Origin of the sequence: Mycobacterium sp. SMC-8 (genome assembly GCF_025263565.1) — a bacterium.
In the GTDB taxonomy this organism is placed as follows: Bacteria; Actinomycetota; Actinomycetes; order Mycobacteriales; family Mycobacteriaceae; genus Mycobacterium.
In genome coordinates, this window is sequence record NZ_CP079865.1 from 4,658,606 (window position 1) to 4,675,330 (window position 16,725).

Here is a 16,725-nt window from a genome sequence, read left to right on the forward strand (position 1 = left end):
ACATCTCCGGTTGACCTGCCGATAAAGAGCCATCAACCGGCAACCGTCTGGGGGTAGTCATGCACGTGGTACTGGGTTTGTCACTGTCGTCGACGAGCGCTGTGTGGGTGCTCGTCGACACCCGGGACGGCAGCATCCTCGCCGACGAGGTGGTCGCGCTCGACCGTTCCGACGAGATTGCCAGCGCGGCGGCGCGCAGCGTCCAGTCGTTCTCGTTGCGCAGTGACCGCGACATCGACGCCGTCCGGCTGGTGTGGGATGACGACGACCCGGTGGCGCGCAAGCACGGCATCCGGTTGCGGACCAAGCTACGGCTGTTCGGTTTCGACAACATCGAGGCCGTCACCGAGGAGGCGGCGCGCGAGGGCAGGAACCGCACCGCCCGCCACATCGCGCCCCACATGGTGCTCGCGTACGGCGCCGCCCGTGCCGCCGCGAACGACGACGACACCGGTGTGCTGCGCCGCATCGCGGACAAGTTGCCGCACCGGGAGCCGGCCGGCATGCCCGTCATGCCGTCGGTCGCCGAGCGGGTCGGCGACCGCGCCCGCGCCGCCGTCGCCGCGATCCCGGGCGGTGTCGCGGGCCGCGCGGCCGCGGCTGCCTTGGTGGCGATGGTCGGCGGGCTGGTCGGCTACGCGCTGCTGAGCACGGGCACCCCGTCGCACGAGACGCCCGACACCGTCGCCGCCGAAGCGGTGTTGCCGGCTCCGCCGGCTGCAGTGGTGTTGCCGGCTCCGGCAGCGGTGCCCGCCGTGCCGGAGGCAGCGCCGCCGGTCGTGGCGGTCCCGGAGGCGCCCGTCGAGCTCGAGCCCGAGTACGCCTGGGTGCCCGAACCGGTCGCCGCCGACGAGGTCACCGTGACACCCGACGTGCCCGACGCTCTGGCCGCCGAAGTGCCCACACCGACGTCCATGCCGACCGTGCACGCAATCAATCCCGCCGCACCTCAGCCGGTTTCGACGATGATCGGCGTTCCGCACCTGTCCGGCGCCGGGCCGGTAACCGGCCCCGCGCAGGCGGTGGCCGCGCCTGTGGTCCCGGCGGCGCCCGTCACGACCGCGCCGGTGCCGGCTGCACCGCCCGCACCGCCGGCGCCCGCCGGTCCGCTGGGCGCGTTGTTCCGCGCGCTGCCCTGACGCCGGTAGAACTACTCATGCCCGGGCGGGCGTCGGCGGGCATGCTGAACGCATGACCCAGACGCCTCCGCGTGACCGTGCTCTCGACGTGGCGCGGCTGGGCTCGCTGCTGGTGGTCATGTTCGGGCACTGCGCGCTGTTGCTCGCCACCATCGACGCGTCCGGCGTGCGGATCGGCAATCTGATCGGCGAAGTGCCCGCCGTGGCGCCACTGACCTGGTTGGCGCAGGTGATGCCGCTGTTCTTCCTCGCCGGCGGCGCCGCGGCCGCGTACGACTGTCGCAGCGGGACGCCGTGGGGAGCCTGGGTGTTCGCCCGCGCGCTGCGGCTGTATCGGCCTGTCTTCTGGTATCTCGGGGCCTGGTGCGCCGGCCTGCTCGTCGCGCGGCTGGTGTTCGGCGCCGGCTCGGCGGCCCGGCTGGGCGCCGAGAGCGTTGCGCTGTTGTGGTTCCTCGGCGTGTACGTGGTCGCGCTGGCCTTCGTGCCGGTGTTGATGCGCCTGCGCGACGGGCGCGCGGTGGCGTTCACCGTGGCCGGACTGACCGCGGCCGCGGCGGTGATGGACGCGGTGCGGCTGTCTACTGGCGAGGCGGGGGCCGGGGTGCTCAACTTCCTGTTCGTCTGGTTGATCCCGGTGGCCATCGGTGTCGGCTACGCCCGCGGTCTGGTGACGCGCCGCGTCGCCGTCGTCGTGGGCGTCGCGGCGCTGTCGGCACAGCTGGCCCTCGTCGGGTACGGGCCGTACGAGACATCGCTCGTCGTCACCGGCGCCGAGGATCTTTCCAATGTCGCGCCGCCCACGCTGGTGCTCGCGCTGCACTGCATCTGGATGTCGTGCGCGTTCGTCTGCGCCGCCACGCCCCTGCGGCGCTGGGCCGCCCGTCCCCGCGTGTGGCGCGTCGTGTCCGCGGGCAACGCGGGCGCGATGACGCTGTATCTCTGGCACATCGTGGCCATCGCGATTGCCGCGTTCGGATTGCACGCCGCAGGCCTCGACGCCTACGACGCGGCGGCGCCGGGATTCTGGGGCCGGCTCGCGCTGAGGGGCGTCGTGTTCGCCGCGGTGATGTTCGGGCTCTTCCGGCTGCTGACACCGTTGGAGCGCCGGCCGCTGCCCGGGTGGGACCGGCCGGTGGGGGCGGTCGGCACCCGCGCCGCGATGGCCGGCGCGCTGACGTGCCTGTCGGCGGTCGCACTGGTGGTGACCGCGAAATTCGGGCTGGGCACCGCAGCGGGTTGGTCCGCGCTGGGCGCCTTCCTGGCGCTCGCCGCGACGGCCAGGCTGTGTGCGACCGTGCCGGGCGTGCCCAGTGTCCCGCCGGCACGGACAGTGCTCGGCTCGCCCTGACCAACAATCTGAGTTCGCGTCGTGGATGTGCGGGACAGAACGCGAATGCCTGTCCCAAGTTCTCCGGAAAACTTGATTTAATCCAAAAAGCAGACAAGTATCGGTACCGATGACCGACCAACCCGACTACTCGACGGTGCTCAGGTCGGCGGCGTTACGTGTCACGCGGCCGCGGATGGCGGTATTACACGCTGTCGGAGAGCATCCCCACGCCGACACCGAACTCATCATCAACGCGACCCGCGAACTACTTCCCGATGTGTCGCGCCAGACCGTTTACGACGCGCTGAACGCCCTTGCCGCAACAGGATTGGTGCGACGCATCCAGCCGGCCGGCTCGCTGGCCCGGTACGAGGCCCGCGTCGGGGACAACCACCACCACGTCGTGTGCCGATCCTGCGGAGTGATCGCCGACGTGGACTGCGCGGTTGGCGACGCCCCCTGTCTGACCGCATCGGACGATCTCGGCTTCGAGGTCGACGAGGCAGAGGTCATCTACTGGGGCATCTGCCCCGACTGTTCGACAGCCCCATCCCCGCAATGATGTACGGATTACGAAAGGGAACACTGTGACCGATACCTCCGACGCCCGCCCCCCGCGCCCCGGCACCGACATCCACGGCCACAGCGAGAGCGAAAACCCGGTGATTCACTCGCCGGAGCCCAAAGTCCATGCACCGCTGACGAACAAGGACTGGTGGCCCCAGCAGGTCGACGTCTCGGTGCTGCACAAGCAGAACGAGAAGGGCAACCCGCTCGGCGAGGACTTCGACTACGCGACCGAGTTCGCCAAGCTCGATGTCGAGGCGTTCAAGCGTGACGTCATCGACCTGATCAATACCTCGCAGGACTGGTGGCCCGCCGACTACGGCAGCTACGCGGGACTGTTCATCCGGATGAGCTGGCACGCCGCCGGCACCTACCGCATCTTCGACGGACGCGGTGGCGCGGGCCAGGGCTCCCAGCGGTTCGCGCCGCTCAACAGCTGGCCGGACAACGCCAACCTGGACAAGGCACGCCGGCTGCTGTGGCCCATCAAGCGCAAGTACGGCAACAAGATCTCCTGGGCCGACCTCATCGCGTACGCCGGCAACGCCGCGCTGGAGTCGGCAGGTTTCCAGACCTTCGGCTTCGCGTTCGGCCGTGAGGACATCTGGGAGCCCGAGGAGATGCTGTGGGGCCAGGAGGACACCTGGCTGGGCACCGACAAGCGCTACGGTGGCACCAACGACAGCGACCGCAAGCTCGCCGAGCCCTTCGGCGCCACCACGATGGGTCTGATCTACGTCAATCCCGAAGGCCCCGAAGGCAAGCCGGATCCGCTGGCGGCCGCGCACGACATCCGCGAGACGTTCGGCCGGATGGCGATGAACGACGAGGAGACCGCCGCGCTGATCGTCGGCGGCCACACCCTGGGCAAGACCCACGGCGCGGCCGATGTGAACGTCGGTCCCGAACCGGAGGGCGCACCGATCGAGGAGCAGGGCCTGGGCTGGAAGTGCCCGTTCGGCACCGGCAACGCCGGCGACACCGTCACCAGCGGTCTTGAGGTCGTGTGGACCACCACGCCCACCAAGTGGAGCAACGCCTACCTGGAACTGCTGTACGGCTACGAGTGGGAGCTGACCAAGAGCCCGGCCGGCGCCTGGCAGTTCGAGGCCAAGGACGCCGAGGCGATCATCCCGGATCCGTTCGGCGGCCCGCCGCGCAAGCCCACCATGTTGGTCACCGACGTCTCGATGCGGGTCGATCCGATCTACGGACAGATCACCCGGCGCTGGCTCGACCATCCCGAGGAGATGAACGCGGCGTTCGCCAGGGCGTGGTACAAGCTCATGCACCGCGACATGGGCCCGGTCAGCCGCTACCTGGGACCGTGGGTGGCCGAGGCGCAGCTCTGGCAGGACCCGGTGCCCGCCGTCGATCACGAACTGATCGACGAGTCGGACATTGCGGCGCTGAAGAACTCTGTGCTGCAGTCGGGTCTGTCAGTGCCCCAGCTCGTGAAGACGGCCTGGGCGTCGGCGTCGAGCTTCCGTGGGACCGACAAGCGCGGCGGCGCCAACGGTGCCCGTCTGCGCCTTGAGCCGCAACGCAATTGGGAAGCCAACGAGCCGTCCGAACTCAACAAGGTGCTGCCGGTGCTGGAGAAGATCCAGCAGGACTTCAACGCGTCGGCGACCGGCGGCAAGAAGGTCTCCCTGGCCGACCTGATCGTGCTGGCGGGTTCGGCGGCGGTCGAGAAGGCGGCCAAGGACGGCGGTTTTGAGATCTCGGTGCACTTCGCGCCCGGCCGCACCGACGCCTCGCAGGAGCAGACGGACGTGGACTCGTTCGCGGTGCTCGAACCGCAAGCGGACGGCTTCCGCAACTACGCGAAGCCGGGTGAGAAGGCCCCGCTCGAGCAGCTGCTGGTCGACAAGGCGTACTTCCTCGACCTGACTGCTCCCGAAATGACGGCCCTGATCGGCGGTCTGCGCACGCTGAACGCCAATCACGGCGGCAGCAAGCACGGTGTGTTCACCGACCGGCCCGGCGTCCTCAGCACGGATTTCTTCGTGAACCTGCTGGACATGGGCACGGAGTGGAAGCCGTCGCTGGCCACCGAGAACGTCTATGAGGGCAAGGACCGGGCCACCGGCCAGCCGAAGTGGACCGCGACGGCGGCCGACCTGGTGTTCGGCTCGAACTCCGTGCTGCGCGCGCTGGCCGAGGTGTACGCCCAGGACGACAACAAGGGCAAGTTCGTCGAGGACTTCGTCGCCGCTTGGGTCAAGGTGATGAACAACGACCGCTTCGACCTGCGCTGACCCCCTGAAGGTCAGAGCCGGTTCTCGGGTCCGAGTACCGCCCACACCGTCTTCCCACTGACCGTCGGTGTTGAGCCCCACGCACGGCTCAACGTCGCGACGATGGTCAGCCCGGAGACGGTGTGGGCGCCGGACGCCGGATCTTCATGCCGCGCCGTCGGATTGACGGACCCGTCGTTGACCGCCACGGTCACCCGGCCGTCGTGGATCTCCAGGACGAGCACCGGCCGGCTCGAGGTGTGCTCGAGGACGTTCTCGACGAACACGGTGGCCACAGTCGAAGCGGTCCGGATCATCTCGGGGCGGCCCCACCGGGTCAGCCACTGCGCCGCCAGCTCCCGGGCCTGTCCGAGGCTGCTGCGGTCAGCCTCGAGCTGGGCGGACGCCCGCCGCCGGATGCGCTGGGAGTCTCCGATCGACGCCACAGCGCCGGCCATGTCGGAGCGCACCGGAACATAGCGGGCCGCACCCGACCGGGTGATGGACCTGCGGCCCGCCGGATGGTCGCACACCAGGATGACCGGGACATCCGGCCACGTACTGACATGCCAGCGCGCGCTGGTGAACGCGGTCCATGCGCTGTCGGTGGGCACCCGCAGGGCACTGACGTCGACCAGGACCGCCGTCGGCTCGTCCAGCGCGGCCTTGATGACGCTGTCGCGGACCTGCCGGTAGGTCGAGCTGTCCAGGGTGCCGGCCACCGTCAGCGTGGTGCTGCCCTCCGGTGACGGTGTCACCGCGACGTCGACGGAACTGCGGTCACTCATCCTCGGCGGGCATTCCGGTGTCGACGAGTGCGATGCGTTCCCGCAAGACGGGCAGTGCCTTGTCGGTTTCGGCGGCCAGCGCCGTATACCGGCGGCGGACGTCCGTAGAGATGGCCTTGCCGGCGAGCTGATGCGCCAGCCGTGCCTTCTCCTGAAGGCTGCGCACCGCGACCAGCAGCGCGTTGTGCACCTCGTTGTCCCTGGCCGAGAGCAACGCGTAGGCACTCCACGCGTGACCGATGTGGCATCGGTAGTAACCCTCGTCCACCGTCTGCAGCGACCCATTGCAGTCCGGACATGTGAAACCCGAAGGCGTGCCGAACAATTCGGGCTCCAGTTCGGCGGAGAGCGGTTCGGTCATGGCGATCCGGTTCTCCAGCTCCAGGTACGGGTCGGGGAGCCGGTCGCGCCGCACGACGTCGTGCGCGGCGAGCTCGGTGAGGACCGACCCGATGTTCACCGCGGAGACCGTGCGGTCCACCACCCCGGCCCGCAGCGCATTGGTGGGCATCGTGGGGAACAACGCATCTTCCGGCGACTGGCACAGGGTGGTGCCGCCGCGGGCCCGGATCGCTGCCAGGCCCAGCACGCCGTCGTCGAGGACTCCCGACAGCAGCACTCCGACCGCTCGCGGTCCGAATGCCACCGCCACCGAACGGAACAGCGCGTTCAGCGCCGGGCGGTGCCCGTTCTCACTGGGACCGTTCGACAGCACGATGTGGTGGTCGCGGGTCAGCAGGTGGCGGCCCGGCACCGCCACGTAGATGCGGCCGGCATCGAGCTTCGTCCCGTTCTGAGCGCTCACCGCGGGCAGCGGACCCGCGCGGTTGATGATCTGCGCCAGCACACTGGGCCCGTGGGTGGGCAGATGCAGCGCCATCAGGACCGCGAACGGCAGGTCGGCGGGCAGCCCGGATGCGGCCTTCGACAATGCTTCGACACCGCCTGCGGAGCCGCCCATCGCCACCGCTCCGCGCAGCTCGTCCTTCGGCGAGGCAGTCACGATTCAGTGTTACCCGCTGGCTGCGCCGGTAACCGATTTTCGCCACGAAGTCCCGCGGGCGAAGCCGGTGGGACAGAACACGAAGAGGACGCGGCCGATCCGTTTGGTTTGCGCCGGTTGCGGCAGTTCTATCGCAGAGTGCTGTTGCGGGAGGGTTCAGATGAAGCTGGCGATGGTGGGCGCGGTGTCCGGTGACGAGCGAATCGACTGCGGCCGCTACGACGTGGTGGCTCTGGCCGAGGCACTGGCGCGACACGGGCACGAGGTGCGGGTGCTCACCGCGGCTGCCCCGAAGACACCGCTGCCCGCACCCGAGGGTGTCGTCGTGGAGCGGCTACCGGTCGACACCACCGGCATGACACGCCCCGAAGACCTCATCCCGCTCATCGGCGACTTGGGGCACCACCTTGTCGAAACGTTCGACGGCACGGCGCCCGACGTCGTGCACTGCCAGGGCTGGGCCTACGGCATGGCGGCCCAGCTCGCCGCCAAACGGCGCCCCGTGGCCACGGTGCAGGCCTTCGCCGGTTTGAGCGCGACCGCCCGGCGGCGTCGCGGGAACGTCGGCCAGCCCGCGACCACCGTCAAGATCGAATCCCTGCTGGCCCGCAACGCCACCGCGGTGACGGTGGCGTGCCACGATGACATGCAGGAAGTCATCCGGCTGGGATGCCCGCGCGCGCGGGTCGCGGTGCTTCCGCCCGGCATCGAGGTCGACGAGGTTCCCGCCGAGGAGATCGTGTCTCGGGGCGCCGAGCCGTCTCGCCGGATCGTCGCCGTGGCGCGTGACTTCACCCCGCAGCAAGGCCTCGGGCAGATGGTGCGGGTGCTGCCTTCGGTGGGCGCCGCGGAACTCGTGCTGGTCGCCACCGACGCCGCTGAAGGACCCCACGCCGGCCAGATCATCGACATGGCGCGCACGCTCAAAGTCGACACGCGGGTGCGCCTGCATGCCGGCGCCACCGGCGACGAGCTGACCGCGCTGTTCCGCACGGCCGACGTGGTGGTTGCGCCGGCGCTGTACGAGCCGTCGTGCGACGCGGTGCTGCAGGCGATGGCGTGCGGCGCAGCGATCGTCGCCCCGGCCGCCGGCGGTGTGCGCGACGCGGTCATCGCCGACGTCACAGGGCTGCTGGTGCCTCCGGGCAGACTCGACGCGCTGGCCCGTGCGCTGCGGTCGATCCTCGGGCAGATGGTGCTGCGCCAGGGGATGGGTCTGGCCGGCCGCTCGCGTGCCCGCTCCCGCTACAGCTGGGACCGGATCGCGACGGACGCCGAGGTGGTGTACGACTCGGCGCGCAACCGCAAACCCGTCAACGTGCACTGAGCTGCGCGTCAACGTCGACCGCGAATACTTGAAAGTCGCTGTGCATCAGCGCTTTTGAATTCTTTCGGGTGATCATGAACTTCTTCGCCCGAAACCGTTTGGTGAATTCTCTTAAGGGTATTTCGCGCGCCATGCCGCCGATCTGTCGGCGCCGCTCGGTGCTCATCTGGCACGTCCACGGTTCGTGGACGGAGGCCTTCGTCGCCGGTGGACACGGCTGCGCCGGGCGGGCAGGCAGCGGGTGCACGAACGCTACACCTGGGACCGGGTGGCACGCGACACCGCGGCCATCTACGGCCGGCTCGCGGAGACGGCACGGTGAGTCAGCTGGTCTCCAGCGTCCGGACCGCCCGCTCCACCGGGGCGGGCAGCCGGTGCCGGGCCGACATGACCGCGGGCACCGCGCGCAGCGCCTCGCCCAGCGCCCTGGCATGGGCCCGATCGCGGGTCGCCGCCCGCGCGAAATCCGCTGAGCTGCACACACATCGGCGCAGCGGCCGCCGCAGCCAGGCGGTCAGCACGGTGTTGCGCAGCACCCGCGCCTTCTCAGCCGAGCTCGACTCACGCCGCGGCGACGGGCGGTGGTATGCGGTCAAGCGGTCACAGAAGCACAGGTCCCAACCGTGGCTGGCCAGGTCCAACGCCAGCAGTTGTTCCTCACCGCGAAAGTGCAGGATCGGGGAGAACCCGCCGACCGCCTGGAAGGCCGACCGGCGGACGATCGCCGAGCACGCCTGGAACCCGAGGAGGGACGGTCCGGGCAATATCGGGTCGCGGCCCAGCGGGCTCCCGGCGAGGTCGGCGACGATCGGGTCCTCGCGCAGGTCGGGCCAGACGAGCGTACGGCCGGCGAGCACCGCCACCGACGGGTGGGCATCGAAGACCTCTTCGGCGACGGCCGGCGCGTCCGGCTCCCACCACGAATCGTCGTCGCAGAACGCCACGTACGGGGTGGCGCAGTGCGCCACCCCGACGTTGCGGCCCACCGCACCGAGGTTGTCGGACAGCTCGATCACGGAGAGCCGATGGCCCGAAGCGGCCGCGATGCGCGTGGCCACGGCGACGGAATCGTCGCAAGAATTGTTGTCCACCAGGATGATCGGGGACCGAGTGGTGTCCAGCAACAACTGCAGCACCACGGCGAGCTCCTCGCAGCGGTTCCGGCTGGCGATCACGAACGAGGTGCGGGAGCCCGATAGCATGACCTCCGGTGCTACCCGCCCCGAGGCCGGACAAACCCGCTTCGCGCGGGTGCTGGTCACCGGCGGCGCGGGATTCCTGGGCAGGCACCTGTGCGCGGCACTGGTCCGGTGCGGCGCGCAGGTGGTGTGTGTCGACAACCTGTCCACCAGCTCAAGAGACGCCGACCCCGTGCCCGGTGTCGAGTTCGTCCACCACGACGTCAGCCGTCCACTGCCCGAGCCGTGGCGGCACACGGCGTTCGACACGATCTTCCACCTCGCGTGCCCGGCGTCCCCACCGGACTATCTGCGGCTGCCGCTGGCGACACTGCGGACCGGGGCACTGGGCACCGCCGAGGTGCTCGACATGGCCGACCGGCACGGCGCCCGCGTGGTGCTGGCGTCGACCAGCGAGGTGTACGGGGACCCCCTGGAACACCCCCAGTGCGAAACCTATTGGGGCAACGTCAATCCCATCGGGCCGCGGAGCGTGTACGACGAGGCCAAACGCTATGCCGAGGCATTGGCCTTCGCCCACCGCAGGGAACGGGGCACCGACATCGGGGTGGCCCGGATCTTCAACACCTACGGGCCGGGTATGCGTCCGGACGACGGCCGGATGGTGCCGACGTTCTGTGGTCAGGCGCTGCGCGGCGAGCCGCTCACCGTGGCCGGCGACGGCACCCAGACCCGTTCCCTGTGTTACGTCGACGATACGATCGCCGGCCTGATCGCCCTGGCGGCCGCCGACTGTCCCGGGCCGGTGAACATCGGCAACCCGGTGGAGCTGCCGGTCTTGCGCTGCGCCGAGATCATCCGCGATCTGGTCGGCGCACAGGTGCCGATCGAGCACCTCCCTGCCGCCACCGACGACCCACAGCGCCGGTGCCCAGACATCACGGTCGCCAGGCAACGACTGGGCTGGTCGCCGAAGGTCGGCTACCTCGACGGGCTCACCGCCACCGTGGAGTGGTTCCGCTGCGCCCTCCAGCCGATGTCGGAACCCCGAACCTGAGGAGAAACATGCGAATTCTCGGTATCAACGCGGTCTTTCACGATCCCGCCGCTGCGGTGGTGGTCGACGGACAGATCGCGGCCGCGGCCGAGGAGGAGCGATTCTCACGGCGCAAGCACGGCAAGCAGGCGGTGCCGTTCTCGACCTGGGAGCTGCCGGTGGCCGCGGCCCGCTGGTGCCTGGAGGAGGCCGGCCTGAGGCCCCCGGACCTGGATGCGGTCGGCTACTCCTACGAACCGGCGCTGATGGACGGGGAGAACGGGCAGACCGACGGCCTGGACCGCGACTGGGAGTATCTGCGCACGACGTACGCGCAGCGGGCGCCGCGATTCCTGGCGACCGCCCTGCCGGGACTGGATCCGTCCGTCGTGCGCCACGTCCGCCATCACGTCGCGCATGCGGCGTCGACCGCGCTGGCCTCACCGCACCCGGACACCGCGGTGCTCGTGGTCGACGGCCGCGGGGAGCGCACCTCGATGCTGGCCGGGGTGTATCGCGACCAGAAACTCGACGTGCTGGCTTCTCAGCCGTTGCCGCACTCCCTGGGCCTGCTCTACGAGAGCCTCACCGAACACCTGGGATTCGCGCGCTCCAGCGACGAGTACAAGGTGATGGCGATGGGCTCCTACGGGAGCCCGCGGTTCGCCGACCGACTGCGCGAGAAGGTGTACGCGCGCGGGGACGGAGGCTTCCAGACCGAGCCCGTCGACTGGACCGAGTTCGCGCCGCCGCGGACACCGACGCCCCGCGAGAAGATCTCCGCGCTGGCCCGACCCGAGCCGGTCTATGCCGACCTGGCGTGCAGTGTCCAGCGCGTGGTCGAGGAGGTGCTCCTCGACCTGGCCGGGTGGCTGCGCCGGCGTGTCGACGGCGACAGTCTGTGCCTGGCCGGCGGGGTCGCCCTGAACTGCGTCGCCAGTTCCCGCATCTACGCCGAGAGCGGATTCGACCGGGTGTGGGTTCAGCCCGCCGCCGGCGACGCCGGGACCGCGCTCGGCGCGGCACTGGCCCTGGCCGCCGAGGCCGGTGACCGCATCGCGCCGATGCCGTCGGCCCAGCTGGGCCGCGGCTGGACCGACGCGCAGATCGGTACGGTGCTGGACCGGGCGGCGGTGCCGTACGAGCGGCCCGCCGATCTGGCCGGCGCGGTCGGTGACGCCCTGGCCGACAACCAGCTCGTCGGGTGGTTCCAGGGCCGCTCGGAGTTCGGTCCGCGGGCGCTGGGCGGGCGGTCGCTGCTGGCCGATCCGCGCAGCGTGGCGAACCTGGAACGGCTCAACGACGTCAAGGGACGCGAGCAGTTCCGCCCGGTCGCCCCGATGGTGCTGGCCGACCGCGCCGGTGAGATCTCCGGCCGCGGTCCGCTGCCGAGCCGCTACATGCTGTTCGTGCACGACGTTGACGAACGGTGGCGCGCCCGCATCCCGGCGGTCACCCACGTCGACGGCACCGCGCGTGTCCAGACCGTCGACGACGGTCAGCCCCTGCTGCACGCCGCCATCACCCGGTTCGCGGGCCGCACCGGCGTGCCGGTGGTGGTGAACACCAGCTTCAACACCGCCGGCCGGCCCATGGTCGACAGCCCGCAGGACGCGCTGGAGTGCTTCGGCAGCGCGCCGATCGACCTGCTCGCCATCGGTCCCTACCTGATCCGGCGGCCGCGATGAGCATGGACGTCACCCTGGTGATCCCGACCATCGGCCGGAAGTCGTTGGCGCAGTTGCTGTCCGCGCTGCAGCGCGACGCCGGGCCGCGGCCCGCGGAGATCCTGGTGGTCGACGACCGTGCCAGGCCGGGACCGCTGCCACTGCCCGACGGTGTGACCGTGCAGGTGCTGCACGGCGGCGGATGCGGCCCCGCGGCGGCCCGCAACGTCGGGTGGCGGGCCGCCGCCACCCGGTGGGTGTGCTTCCTCGACGACGACGTGCTGCCGTGCGCGGGCTGGCTGGGGGCACTGCGACAGGACCTCACGGTCGCCGAGTCGGTGCGGGCGGCCGGATCGCAGGGCGGCATCGAGGTGCCCCGCGCAGAGGCAAGCCGGGCGCCCAGCGACGATGAGCAGCGCACGCTGCGGCTGGCCGGCGCGCGGTGGATCACCGCCGACATGGCCTACCGGCGCGACGTCCTGGTCGGCGTCGGAGGTTTCGACGAGCGATTCCCCCGCGCTTACCGCGAGGACTCCGATCTCGCGCTGCGCATCGTCTCGGCCGGGCACCGGATCGTGGACGGCTCGCGCCGCTGCAGCCACCCGGTGGCGCCGGCGACCTGGCTGACGTCGGTCCGGGTGCAGATCGGCAACCGGGACAACGCACTGATGCGCCGCAAGTTCGGCCGCCACTGGCGGTCCCGGAGCGGGGAGGGCCGGGGACGGCTTCCCGGGCACCTGGCGACCACGGCGAGCGCCGTCGCGGGCCTGGCCGCCGCGCTCTGGCGGCGGCGCGCCGCCGCCGCCGTGTCCGGGCTGCTGTGGGCCGGGCTGACCGCCGAGTTCACCGCCCGCCGGTTCCTGCACGGTCCCCGAACGGTTCCGGAGTTCAGCCGGATCCTATTGAGCAGCACCATGATTCCTCCGGCGGCGGTGGCGCACAGGGTGGTCGGGGAGTGGCAGCACCGGCACGCGCGGCCGGAGCCGCCGCTGGCCGTGCTGCTCGACCGCGACGACACGCTGATCGAGGACGGTCCATACCTCAACGACCCGGACGGTGTCGTGCCGATGCCCGGCGCCGACCGCGCGCTGGACCGGCTGCGCAGACACGGGCTGCTGCTGGCGGTGGTGACCAATCAGTCCGGCGTTGCGCGCGGGCTGATCACCCCGCGCCAGCTCGTCGCGGTCAACGCGGCCGTGAACGGAGCGCTCGGCCCGTTCGACTGCTGGCAGGTGTGTGTGCACGGCGAGGACGACGGATGTCGTTGCCGCAAACCGGCGCCCGGGATGGTGCTGTCGGCGGCCGCCGAGCTCGGGGTGCCACCGCAGCGGTGCGTGATGATCGGCGACACCGGAGGCGACGTCACTGCCGCGCTGTCGGCGGGGGCGCGGGCGGTGCTGGTACCCACCGGGCGGACCCGCCCCGAGGAGATCGTCGCCGCACGTGCGCATCCGCGCGCCGCGGTGGCGCCCACGCTGGCCGCGGCGGTGGATCTGGTGCTGCGGGAGGCGCGATGACCTCGGCCCTGGTCGCCCGCCTGGACAGCGCCGGCGACGTGCTCGTCACCGGCCCGGCGATCCGCGCCGTCGCCGCGTCACACGACCGGGTGGTGATGCTGGCCGGCCCGCGCGGGCACGCCGCCGCCCAGTTCCTGCCAGGAGTCGACGAGATCATCGAATGGCAGGCGCCCTGGGTCGATTTCGACGCCCCCGAGCTCACCGCGGCGCACGCCGACGGCCTGATCAAACGACTGCGCGACACCGCCCCGGACCGCGCCTACATCTTCACGTCGTTCCACCAGTCGCCGCTGCCGCTGGCGCTGCTGTGCCGCATGGCCGGCGTGCCGTGGGTCGGGGCGATCAGCGTCGACTACCCGGGCAGCCTGCTGGATCTGCGCCACCAGGTGCCCGACGGGATCCCAGAACCGTTGCGCGCGCTGTCGCTGACCGAAGCGGCCGGCTGCCGGCTGCCCGACGGGGACGACGGCGCGCTGCGCGTCCTGCGGCCGGCGACTCCGGTGCCCGCGCTGGCCGAGCTGCCCGGCACCGGCGGTTACATCGTGTTCCATCCCGGCGCGGCGGTCCCGGCCCGCCGGCCCAGCGCACACCGCAGCGCGGCCATGGTGACCGCCCTGGACCGGGCCGGATACCGCGTCGTGGTGACGGGCGGTGCCGACGAACGGGACCTGACCGCCGAGGTCGCCGCCGACCACGCGCTCGACCTCGGCGGCCGCACCGGCTTCGCGGAGCTCGCGGCGGTGCTGGCGGGCGCCCGGGTGGTGGTGGCGCCCAACACCGGGGCAGCACACCTGGCCGCGGCAGTCGGAACCCCGGTGGTGTCGCTGTTCGCCCCGGTGGTGCCCCCGTCCCAGTGGGCCCCGTACGGGGTCCCGGTCACCGTCCTCGGCGACCAGAACGCCGCGTGCCGTGGCTCGCGGGCTCGCACCTGCCCGTTGAGCCGACACACCTGTCTCGACGACATCACCGACATCGCACTGCTGGCCGCGGTGCACGAGTGGGGAGGTACACCATGATCGCGACCCATTTCGACGATCTCATCGAGGCGGTGGATCGAACCCGCGGTCACATCCGCCTGGTCGACACCTGGGGGCACCGGCTCGCCGAGGTCCTGCTCGGCGGCGGACGGCTGCTGGCGTGCGGCAACGGCGGCAGCGCCGCCGAGGCCCAGCACCTGACCGCCGAACTGGTCGGGCGGTTCAAGGACGAGCGGCAGCCGCTGTCGGCCATCGCGCTGCACGCCGATACGTCCGCGCTGACCGCGGTGGTCAACGACTACGGCGGCGACGAGATTTTCGCCAGGGGCGTCCGCGCCCACGGCCGCCGCGACGACGTCCTGATGGCGCTGTCGACGAGCGGCACCAGTCACAACGTGCTGACGGCGGTCAAGGCCGCGCATGAGATCGGGATGAGCACCTGGGCCCTCACCGGGCCGGCGCCCAATCCGCTGGCGGCCATGTGCGACCACGCGATCAGCGTGGACGCACCGGGCACGGCCACCGTGCAGGAGGTGCATCTGCTGCTGGTCCACGCCCTGTGCATGGCGGTCGACGAGCGCATCCTCGGATCGGTGCCGGCATGAGCGCCGCACCGCTGGTCGTCGTCGGCGACGTGATGCTCGACCTGGACGTCGAGGGGTCCGCGACGCGACTCAGCCCGGAAGCCCCCGTCCCGGTGGTCGACGTCGAACGCAGCTGGCAGCGGCCGGGAGGGGCCGGGCTGGCCGCACAGTTGGCGGCGCGCACCCGCGACGACGTCGTCCTCATCGCCGGAATCGCCGAAGACGCTGCGGCACAACAACTCCGCGAACTACTGCGGTCGGCCGGGGTGCGGCTGATCGCGCTGCCGATGCGGGGGGCCACCGTGACCAAGACCCGGGTCAGGGCGCGCGGTCAGTCGGTGCTGCGCATCGACCGCGGCACAGCCACCCCGGTTGCCGCGCCGCTGCCCGACGAGGCGGTGCACGCGCTGTCCCACGCGCAGGCGGTCTGCGTCGCCGACTACGGCGGGGGAGTCGCGGCACTGCCGGCGCTGCGTGCCGCGCTCGGCCACGCCGCGCGCGGCGTTCCGGTGGTGTGGGATCCGCACCCGCGCGGCGCCGTACCCACCCCGAGATGCCGGTTGGTCACGCCGAATGAGGCTGAGGCCCAACACTTCTGCGGTACCGAAGGACTACCCGAGGTAGTGCTGCGGGAGCGCTGGAACGCTGACGCGGTGTGCGTGACCCTGGGCGTCCGCGGCGCCCGGGTCTTCACCGCGGACGGCTGCGCCACCCACATCGGCCCCGCGGCGCCGGTCGGCACCGGATCGGCCGGCGACGCGTGCGGCGCCGGCGACCGGTTCGCCGTGGCGGCGACCGCCGCGTTGGGCGCCGGCGCCGGCCCCGTGGCCGCCGTCACCGAAGCGGTGGACGCCGCCGCCCGCTTCGTCGCCGCGGGCGGGGCGGGTGCGGTGTCGGCGCCGGTGTGCAGCGAGATGCACCCGGGTACCGACGACCATGACGCCACCGATGCGGTCGCGCTGGCGCAGCGGTTGCGCGCGGTGGGGCGCACGGTGGTAGCCACCGGTGGATGTTTCGACCTACTCCACACCGGCCATGTCCGGTTATTGCGCACCGCACGGCAATTCGGTGATGCGCTGATCGTGCTGATCAACTCCGACGCGTCGGTGCGCGCGCTGAAGGGTCCCGGCCGGCCGGTGGTGGCGGCCGCAGACAGGGCCAGGGTGCTTGCCGCGCTGGCCTGCGTCGACGCCGTGGCGGTGTTCGACGAGGCGACGCCGGAGCGGCTGCTGTCCGATATCCGGCCCGACATCTGGGTCAAGGGCGGCGATTACACGGCCGACGCCCTGCCCGAGGCCGGCGTCGTGAGACGCCACGGCGGTGACGTCGTCATCGTGCCGACGGTGGCCGGCTACTCCTCGTCCGCCCTGATCGCCGCGGCGCGGTCCGGGCCAACCGAAGAAAGGTGAGA

General features: G+C 71.3%; 16 protein-coding genes. 12 read left to right on the forward strand and 4 right to left on the reverse strand.

The annotated features are described in order from the left end of the window. Positions 1–59: 59 nt before the first annotated feature. The 4 genes from KXD97_RS22600 (at position 60) to katG (ending at position 5,297) form a co-directional block, all read left to right on the forward strand. On the forward strand, positions 60–1,139 hold the full coding sequence (locus KXD97_RS22600; RefSeq protein ID WP_260752562.1) for a hypothetical protein: 1,080 nt from the start codon (positions 60–62) through the stop codon (positions 1,137–1,139). Positions 1,140–1,191: 52 nt separating this feature from the next. Continuing rightward, entirely contained in the window at positions 1,192–2,487 is a 1,296-nt protein-coding gene (locus tag KXD97_RS22605) for an acyltransferase (RefSeq protein ID WP_260752564.1), read from the forward strand. 109 nt (positions 2,488–2,596) lie between these two features. Continuing rightward, positions 2,597–3,031: a Fur family transcriptional regulator gene (locus KXD97_RS22610; RefSeq protein WP_260752565.1), complete on the forward strand. Its 435-nt coding sequence runs from the start codon at positions 2,597–2,599 to the stop codon at positions 3,029–3,031. Positions 3,032–3,056: 25 nt separating this feature from the next. After that, entirely contained in the window at positions 3,057–5,297 is a 2,241-nt protein-coding gene (gene katG, locus KXD97_RS22615) for a catalase/peroxidase HPI (protein ID WP_260752568.1), read from the forward strand. Between the two features lie 11 nt (positions 5,298–5,308). On the opposite strand, the gene KXD97_RS22620 is transcribed toward katG, so the two are convergent. Both KXD97_RS22620 and KXD97_RS22625 read right to left on the reverse strand, forming a co-directional pair. After that, a complete protein-coding gene (locus KXD97_RS22620) occupies positions 5,309–6,064 on the reverse strand; it encodes an STAS domain-containing protein (RefSeq protein WP_260752569.1) in 756 nt (251 codons plus the stop codon). Further along, positions 6,057–7,025, reverse strand: a complete 969-nt coding sequence (locus KXD97_RS22625) for a chemotaxis protein CheB (RefSeq protein WP_260758117.1) — start codon at positions 7,023–7,025, stop codon at positions 6,057–6,059. Before KXD97_RS22625 ends, KXD97_RS22620 begins: the two co-directional genes overlap by 8 nt. Before the next feature lie 202 nt (positions 7,026–7,227). On the opposite strand from KXD97_RS22625, the gene KXD97_RS22630 reads away from it, so the two are divergent. Further along, the gene (locus KXD97_RS22630) at positions 7,228–8,394 is read left to right on the forward strand and encodes a glycosyltransferase (RefSeq protein WP_260752570.1); all 1,167 of its coding nucleotides are present in this window, start codon (positions 7,228–7,230) and stop codon (positions 8,392–8,394) included. On the opposite strand, the gene KXD97_RS22635 is transcribed toward KXD97_RS22630, so the two are convergent. Next, a complete protein-coding gene (locus KXD97_RS22635; RefSeq protein ID WP_260752572.1) occupies positions 8,381–8,560 on the reverse strand; it encodes a hypothetical protein in 180 nt (59 codons plus the stop codon). The two genes, KXD97_RS22630 and KXD97_RS22635, sit on opposite strands and share 14 nt — an antisense overlap. Before the next feature lie 18 nt (positions 8,561–8,578). Here KXD97_RS22635 and KXD97_RS22640 point away from each other — a divergent pair, with 18 nt between their 5' ends. Beyond that, on the forward strand, positions 8,579–8,716 hold the full coding sequence (locus KXD97_RS22640) for a hypothetical protein (RefSeq protein WP_260752573.1): 138 nt from the start codon (positions 8,579–8,581) through the stop codon (positions 8,714–8,716). Position 8,717: 1 nt separating this feature from the next. Here the strand turns inward: KXD97_RS22640 and KXD97_RS22645 are convergent, their stop codons facing one another. After that, positions 8,718–9,596 carry a glycosyltransferase family 2 protein gene (locus KXD97_RS22645; RefSeq protein WP_260752574.1) on the reverse strand — a complete coding sequence of 293 codons (879 nt, stop codon included), beginning with the start codon at positions 9,594–9,596 and terminating at the stop codon, positions 8,718–8,720. Between KXD97_RS22645 and KXD97_RS22650 the strand changes: the two genes are divergently transcribed. The 6 genes from KXD97_RS22650 to rfaE2 are packed head-to-tail and all read left to right on the forward strand — an operon-like array spanning position 9,595 to position 16,723. Next, entirely contained in the window at positions 9,595–10,590 is a 996-nt protein-coding gene (locus KXD97_RS22650) for an NAD-dependent epimerase/dehydratase family protein (RefSeq protein ID WP_260752575.1), read from the forward strand. The two genes, KXD97_RS22645 and KXD97_RS22650, sit on opposite strands and share 2 nt — an antisense overlap. A gap of 8 nt (positions 10,591–10,598) precedes the next feature. Next, positions 10,599–12,257: a carbamoyltransferase C-terminal domain-containing protein gene (locus tag KXD97_RS22655; RefSeq protein ID WP_260752581.1), complete on the forward strand. Its 1,659-nt coding sequence runs from the start codon at positions 10,599–10,601 to the stop codon at positions 12,255–12,257. After that, positions 12,254–13,753, forward strand: a complete 1,500-nt coding sequence (locus KXD97_RS22660) for an HAD-IIIA family hydrolase (RefSeq protein WP_260752582.1) — start codon at positions 12,254–12,256, stop codon at positions 13,751–13,753. Before KXD97_RS22655 ends, KXD97_RS22660 begins: the two co-directional genes overlap by 4 nt. Further along, complete coding sequence (locus KXD97_RS22665; RefSeq protein WP_260752584.1) at positions 13,750–14,769, forward strand: glycosyltransferase family 9 protein; 1,020 nt, start codon at positions 13,750–13,752, stop codon at positions 14,767–14,769. Before KXD97_RS22660 ends, KXD97_RS22665 begins: the two co-directional genes overlap by 4 nt. Continuing rightward, complete coding sequence (locus tag KXD97_RS22670) at positions 14,766–15,335, forward strand: SIS domain-containing protein (RefSeq protein WP_260752585.1); 570 nt, start codon at positions 14,766–14,768, stop codon at positions 15,333–15,335. The genes KXD97_RS22665 and KXD97_RS22670 overlap by 4 nt, the downstream gene beginning before the upstream one ends. Further along, positions 15,332–16,723 (forward strand): D-glycero-beta-D-manno-heptose 1-phosphate adenylyltransferase, encoded by a 1,392-nt coding sequence (rfaE2, locus tag KXD97_RS22675; RefSeq protein WP_260752587.1) that lies wholly within the window; start codon positions 15,332–15,334, stop codon positions 16,721–16,723. Before KXD97_RS22670 ends, rfaE2 begins: the two co-directional genes overlap by 4 nt. Positions 16,724–16,725: the final 2 nt, after the last annotated feature.

Bases quoted from the DNA above. Each gene is read 5' to 3' on its own strand.
- KXD97_RS22650 (WP_260752575.1), top strand. From the start codon at position 9,595: ATGACCTCCGGTGCTACCCGCCCCGAGGCCGGACAAACCCGCTTCGCG.
- KXD97_RS22610 (WP_260752565.1), top strand. From the start codon at position 2,597: ATGACCGACCAACCCGACTACTCGACGGTGCTCAGGTCGGCGGCGTTA.
- KXD97_RS22635 (WP_260752572.1), bottom strand. From the start codon at position 8,560: ATGAGCACCGAGCGGCGCCGACAGATCGGCGGCATGGCGCGCGAAATA.
- KXD97_RS22660 (WP_260752582.1), top strand. From the start codon at position 12,254: ATGAGCATGGACGTCACCCTGGTGATCCCGACCATCGGCCGGAAGTCG.
- KXD97_RS22665 (WP_260752584.1), top strand. From the start codon at position 13,750: ATGACCTCGGCCCTGGTCGCCCGCCTGGACAGCGCCGGCGACGTGCTC.
- rfaE2 (WP_260752587.1), top strand. From the start codon at position 15,332: ATGAGCGCCGCACCGCTGGTCGTCGTCGGCGACGTGATGCTCGACCTG.
- KXD97_RS22670 (WP_260752585.1), top strand. From the start codon at position 14,766: ATGATCGCGACCCATTTCGACGATCTCATCGAGGCGGTGGATCGAACC.
- KXD97_RS22645 (WP_260752574.1), bottom strand. From the start codon at position 9,596: ATGCTATCGGGCTCCCGCACCTCGTTCGTGATCGCCAGCCGGAACCGC.
- KXD97_RS22620 (WP_260752569.1), bottom strand. From the start codon at position 6,064: ATGAGTGACCGCAGTTCCGTCGACGTCGCGGTGACACCGTCACCGGAG.
- KXD97_RS22630 (WP_260752570.1), top strand. From the start codon at position 7,228: ATGAAGCTGGCGATGGTGGGCGCGGTGTCCGGTGACGAGCGAATCGAC.
- KXD97_RS22600 (WP_260752562.1), top strand. From the start codon at position 60: ATGCACGTGGTACTGGGTTTGTCACTGTCGTCGACGAGCGCTGTGTGG.
- KXD97_RS22625 (WP_260758117.1), bottom strand. From the start codon at position 7,025: ATGGGCGGCTCCGCAGGCGGTGTCGAAGCATTGTCGAAGGCCGCATCC.
- KXD97_RS22655 (WP_260752581.1), top strand. From the start codon at position 10,599: ATGCGAATTCTCGGTATCAACGCGGTCTTTCACGATCCCGCCGCTGCG.
- KXD97_RS22605 (WP_260752564.1), top strand. From the start codon at position 1,192: ATGACCCAGACGCCTCCGCGTGACCGTGCTCTCGACGTGGCGCGGCTG.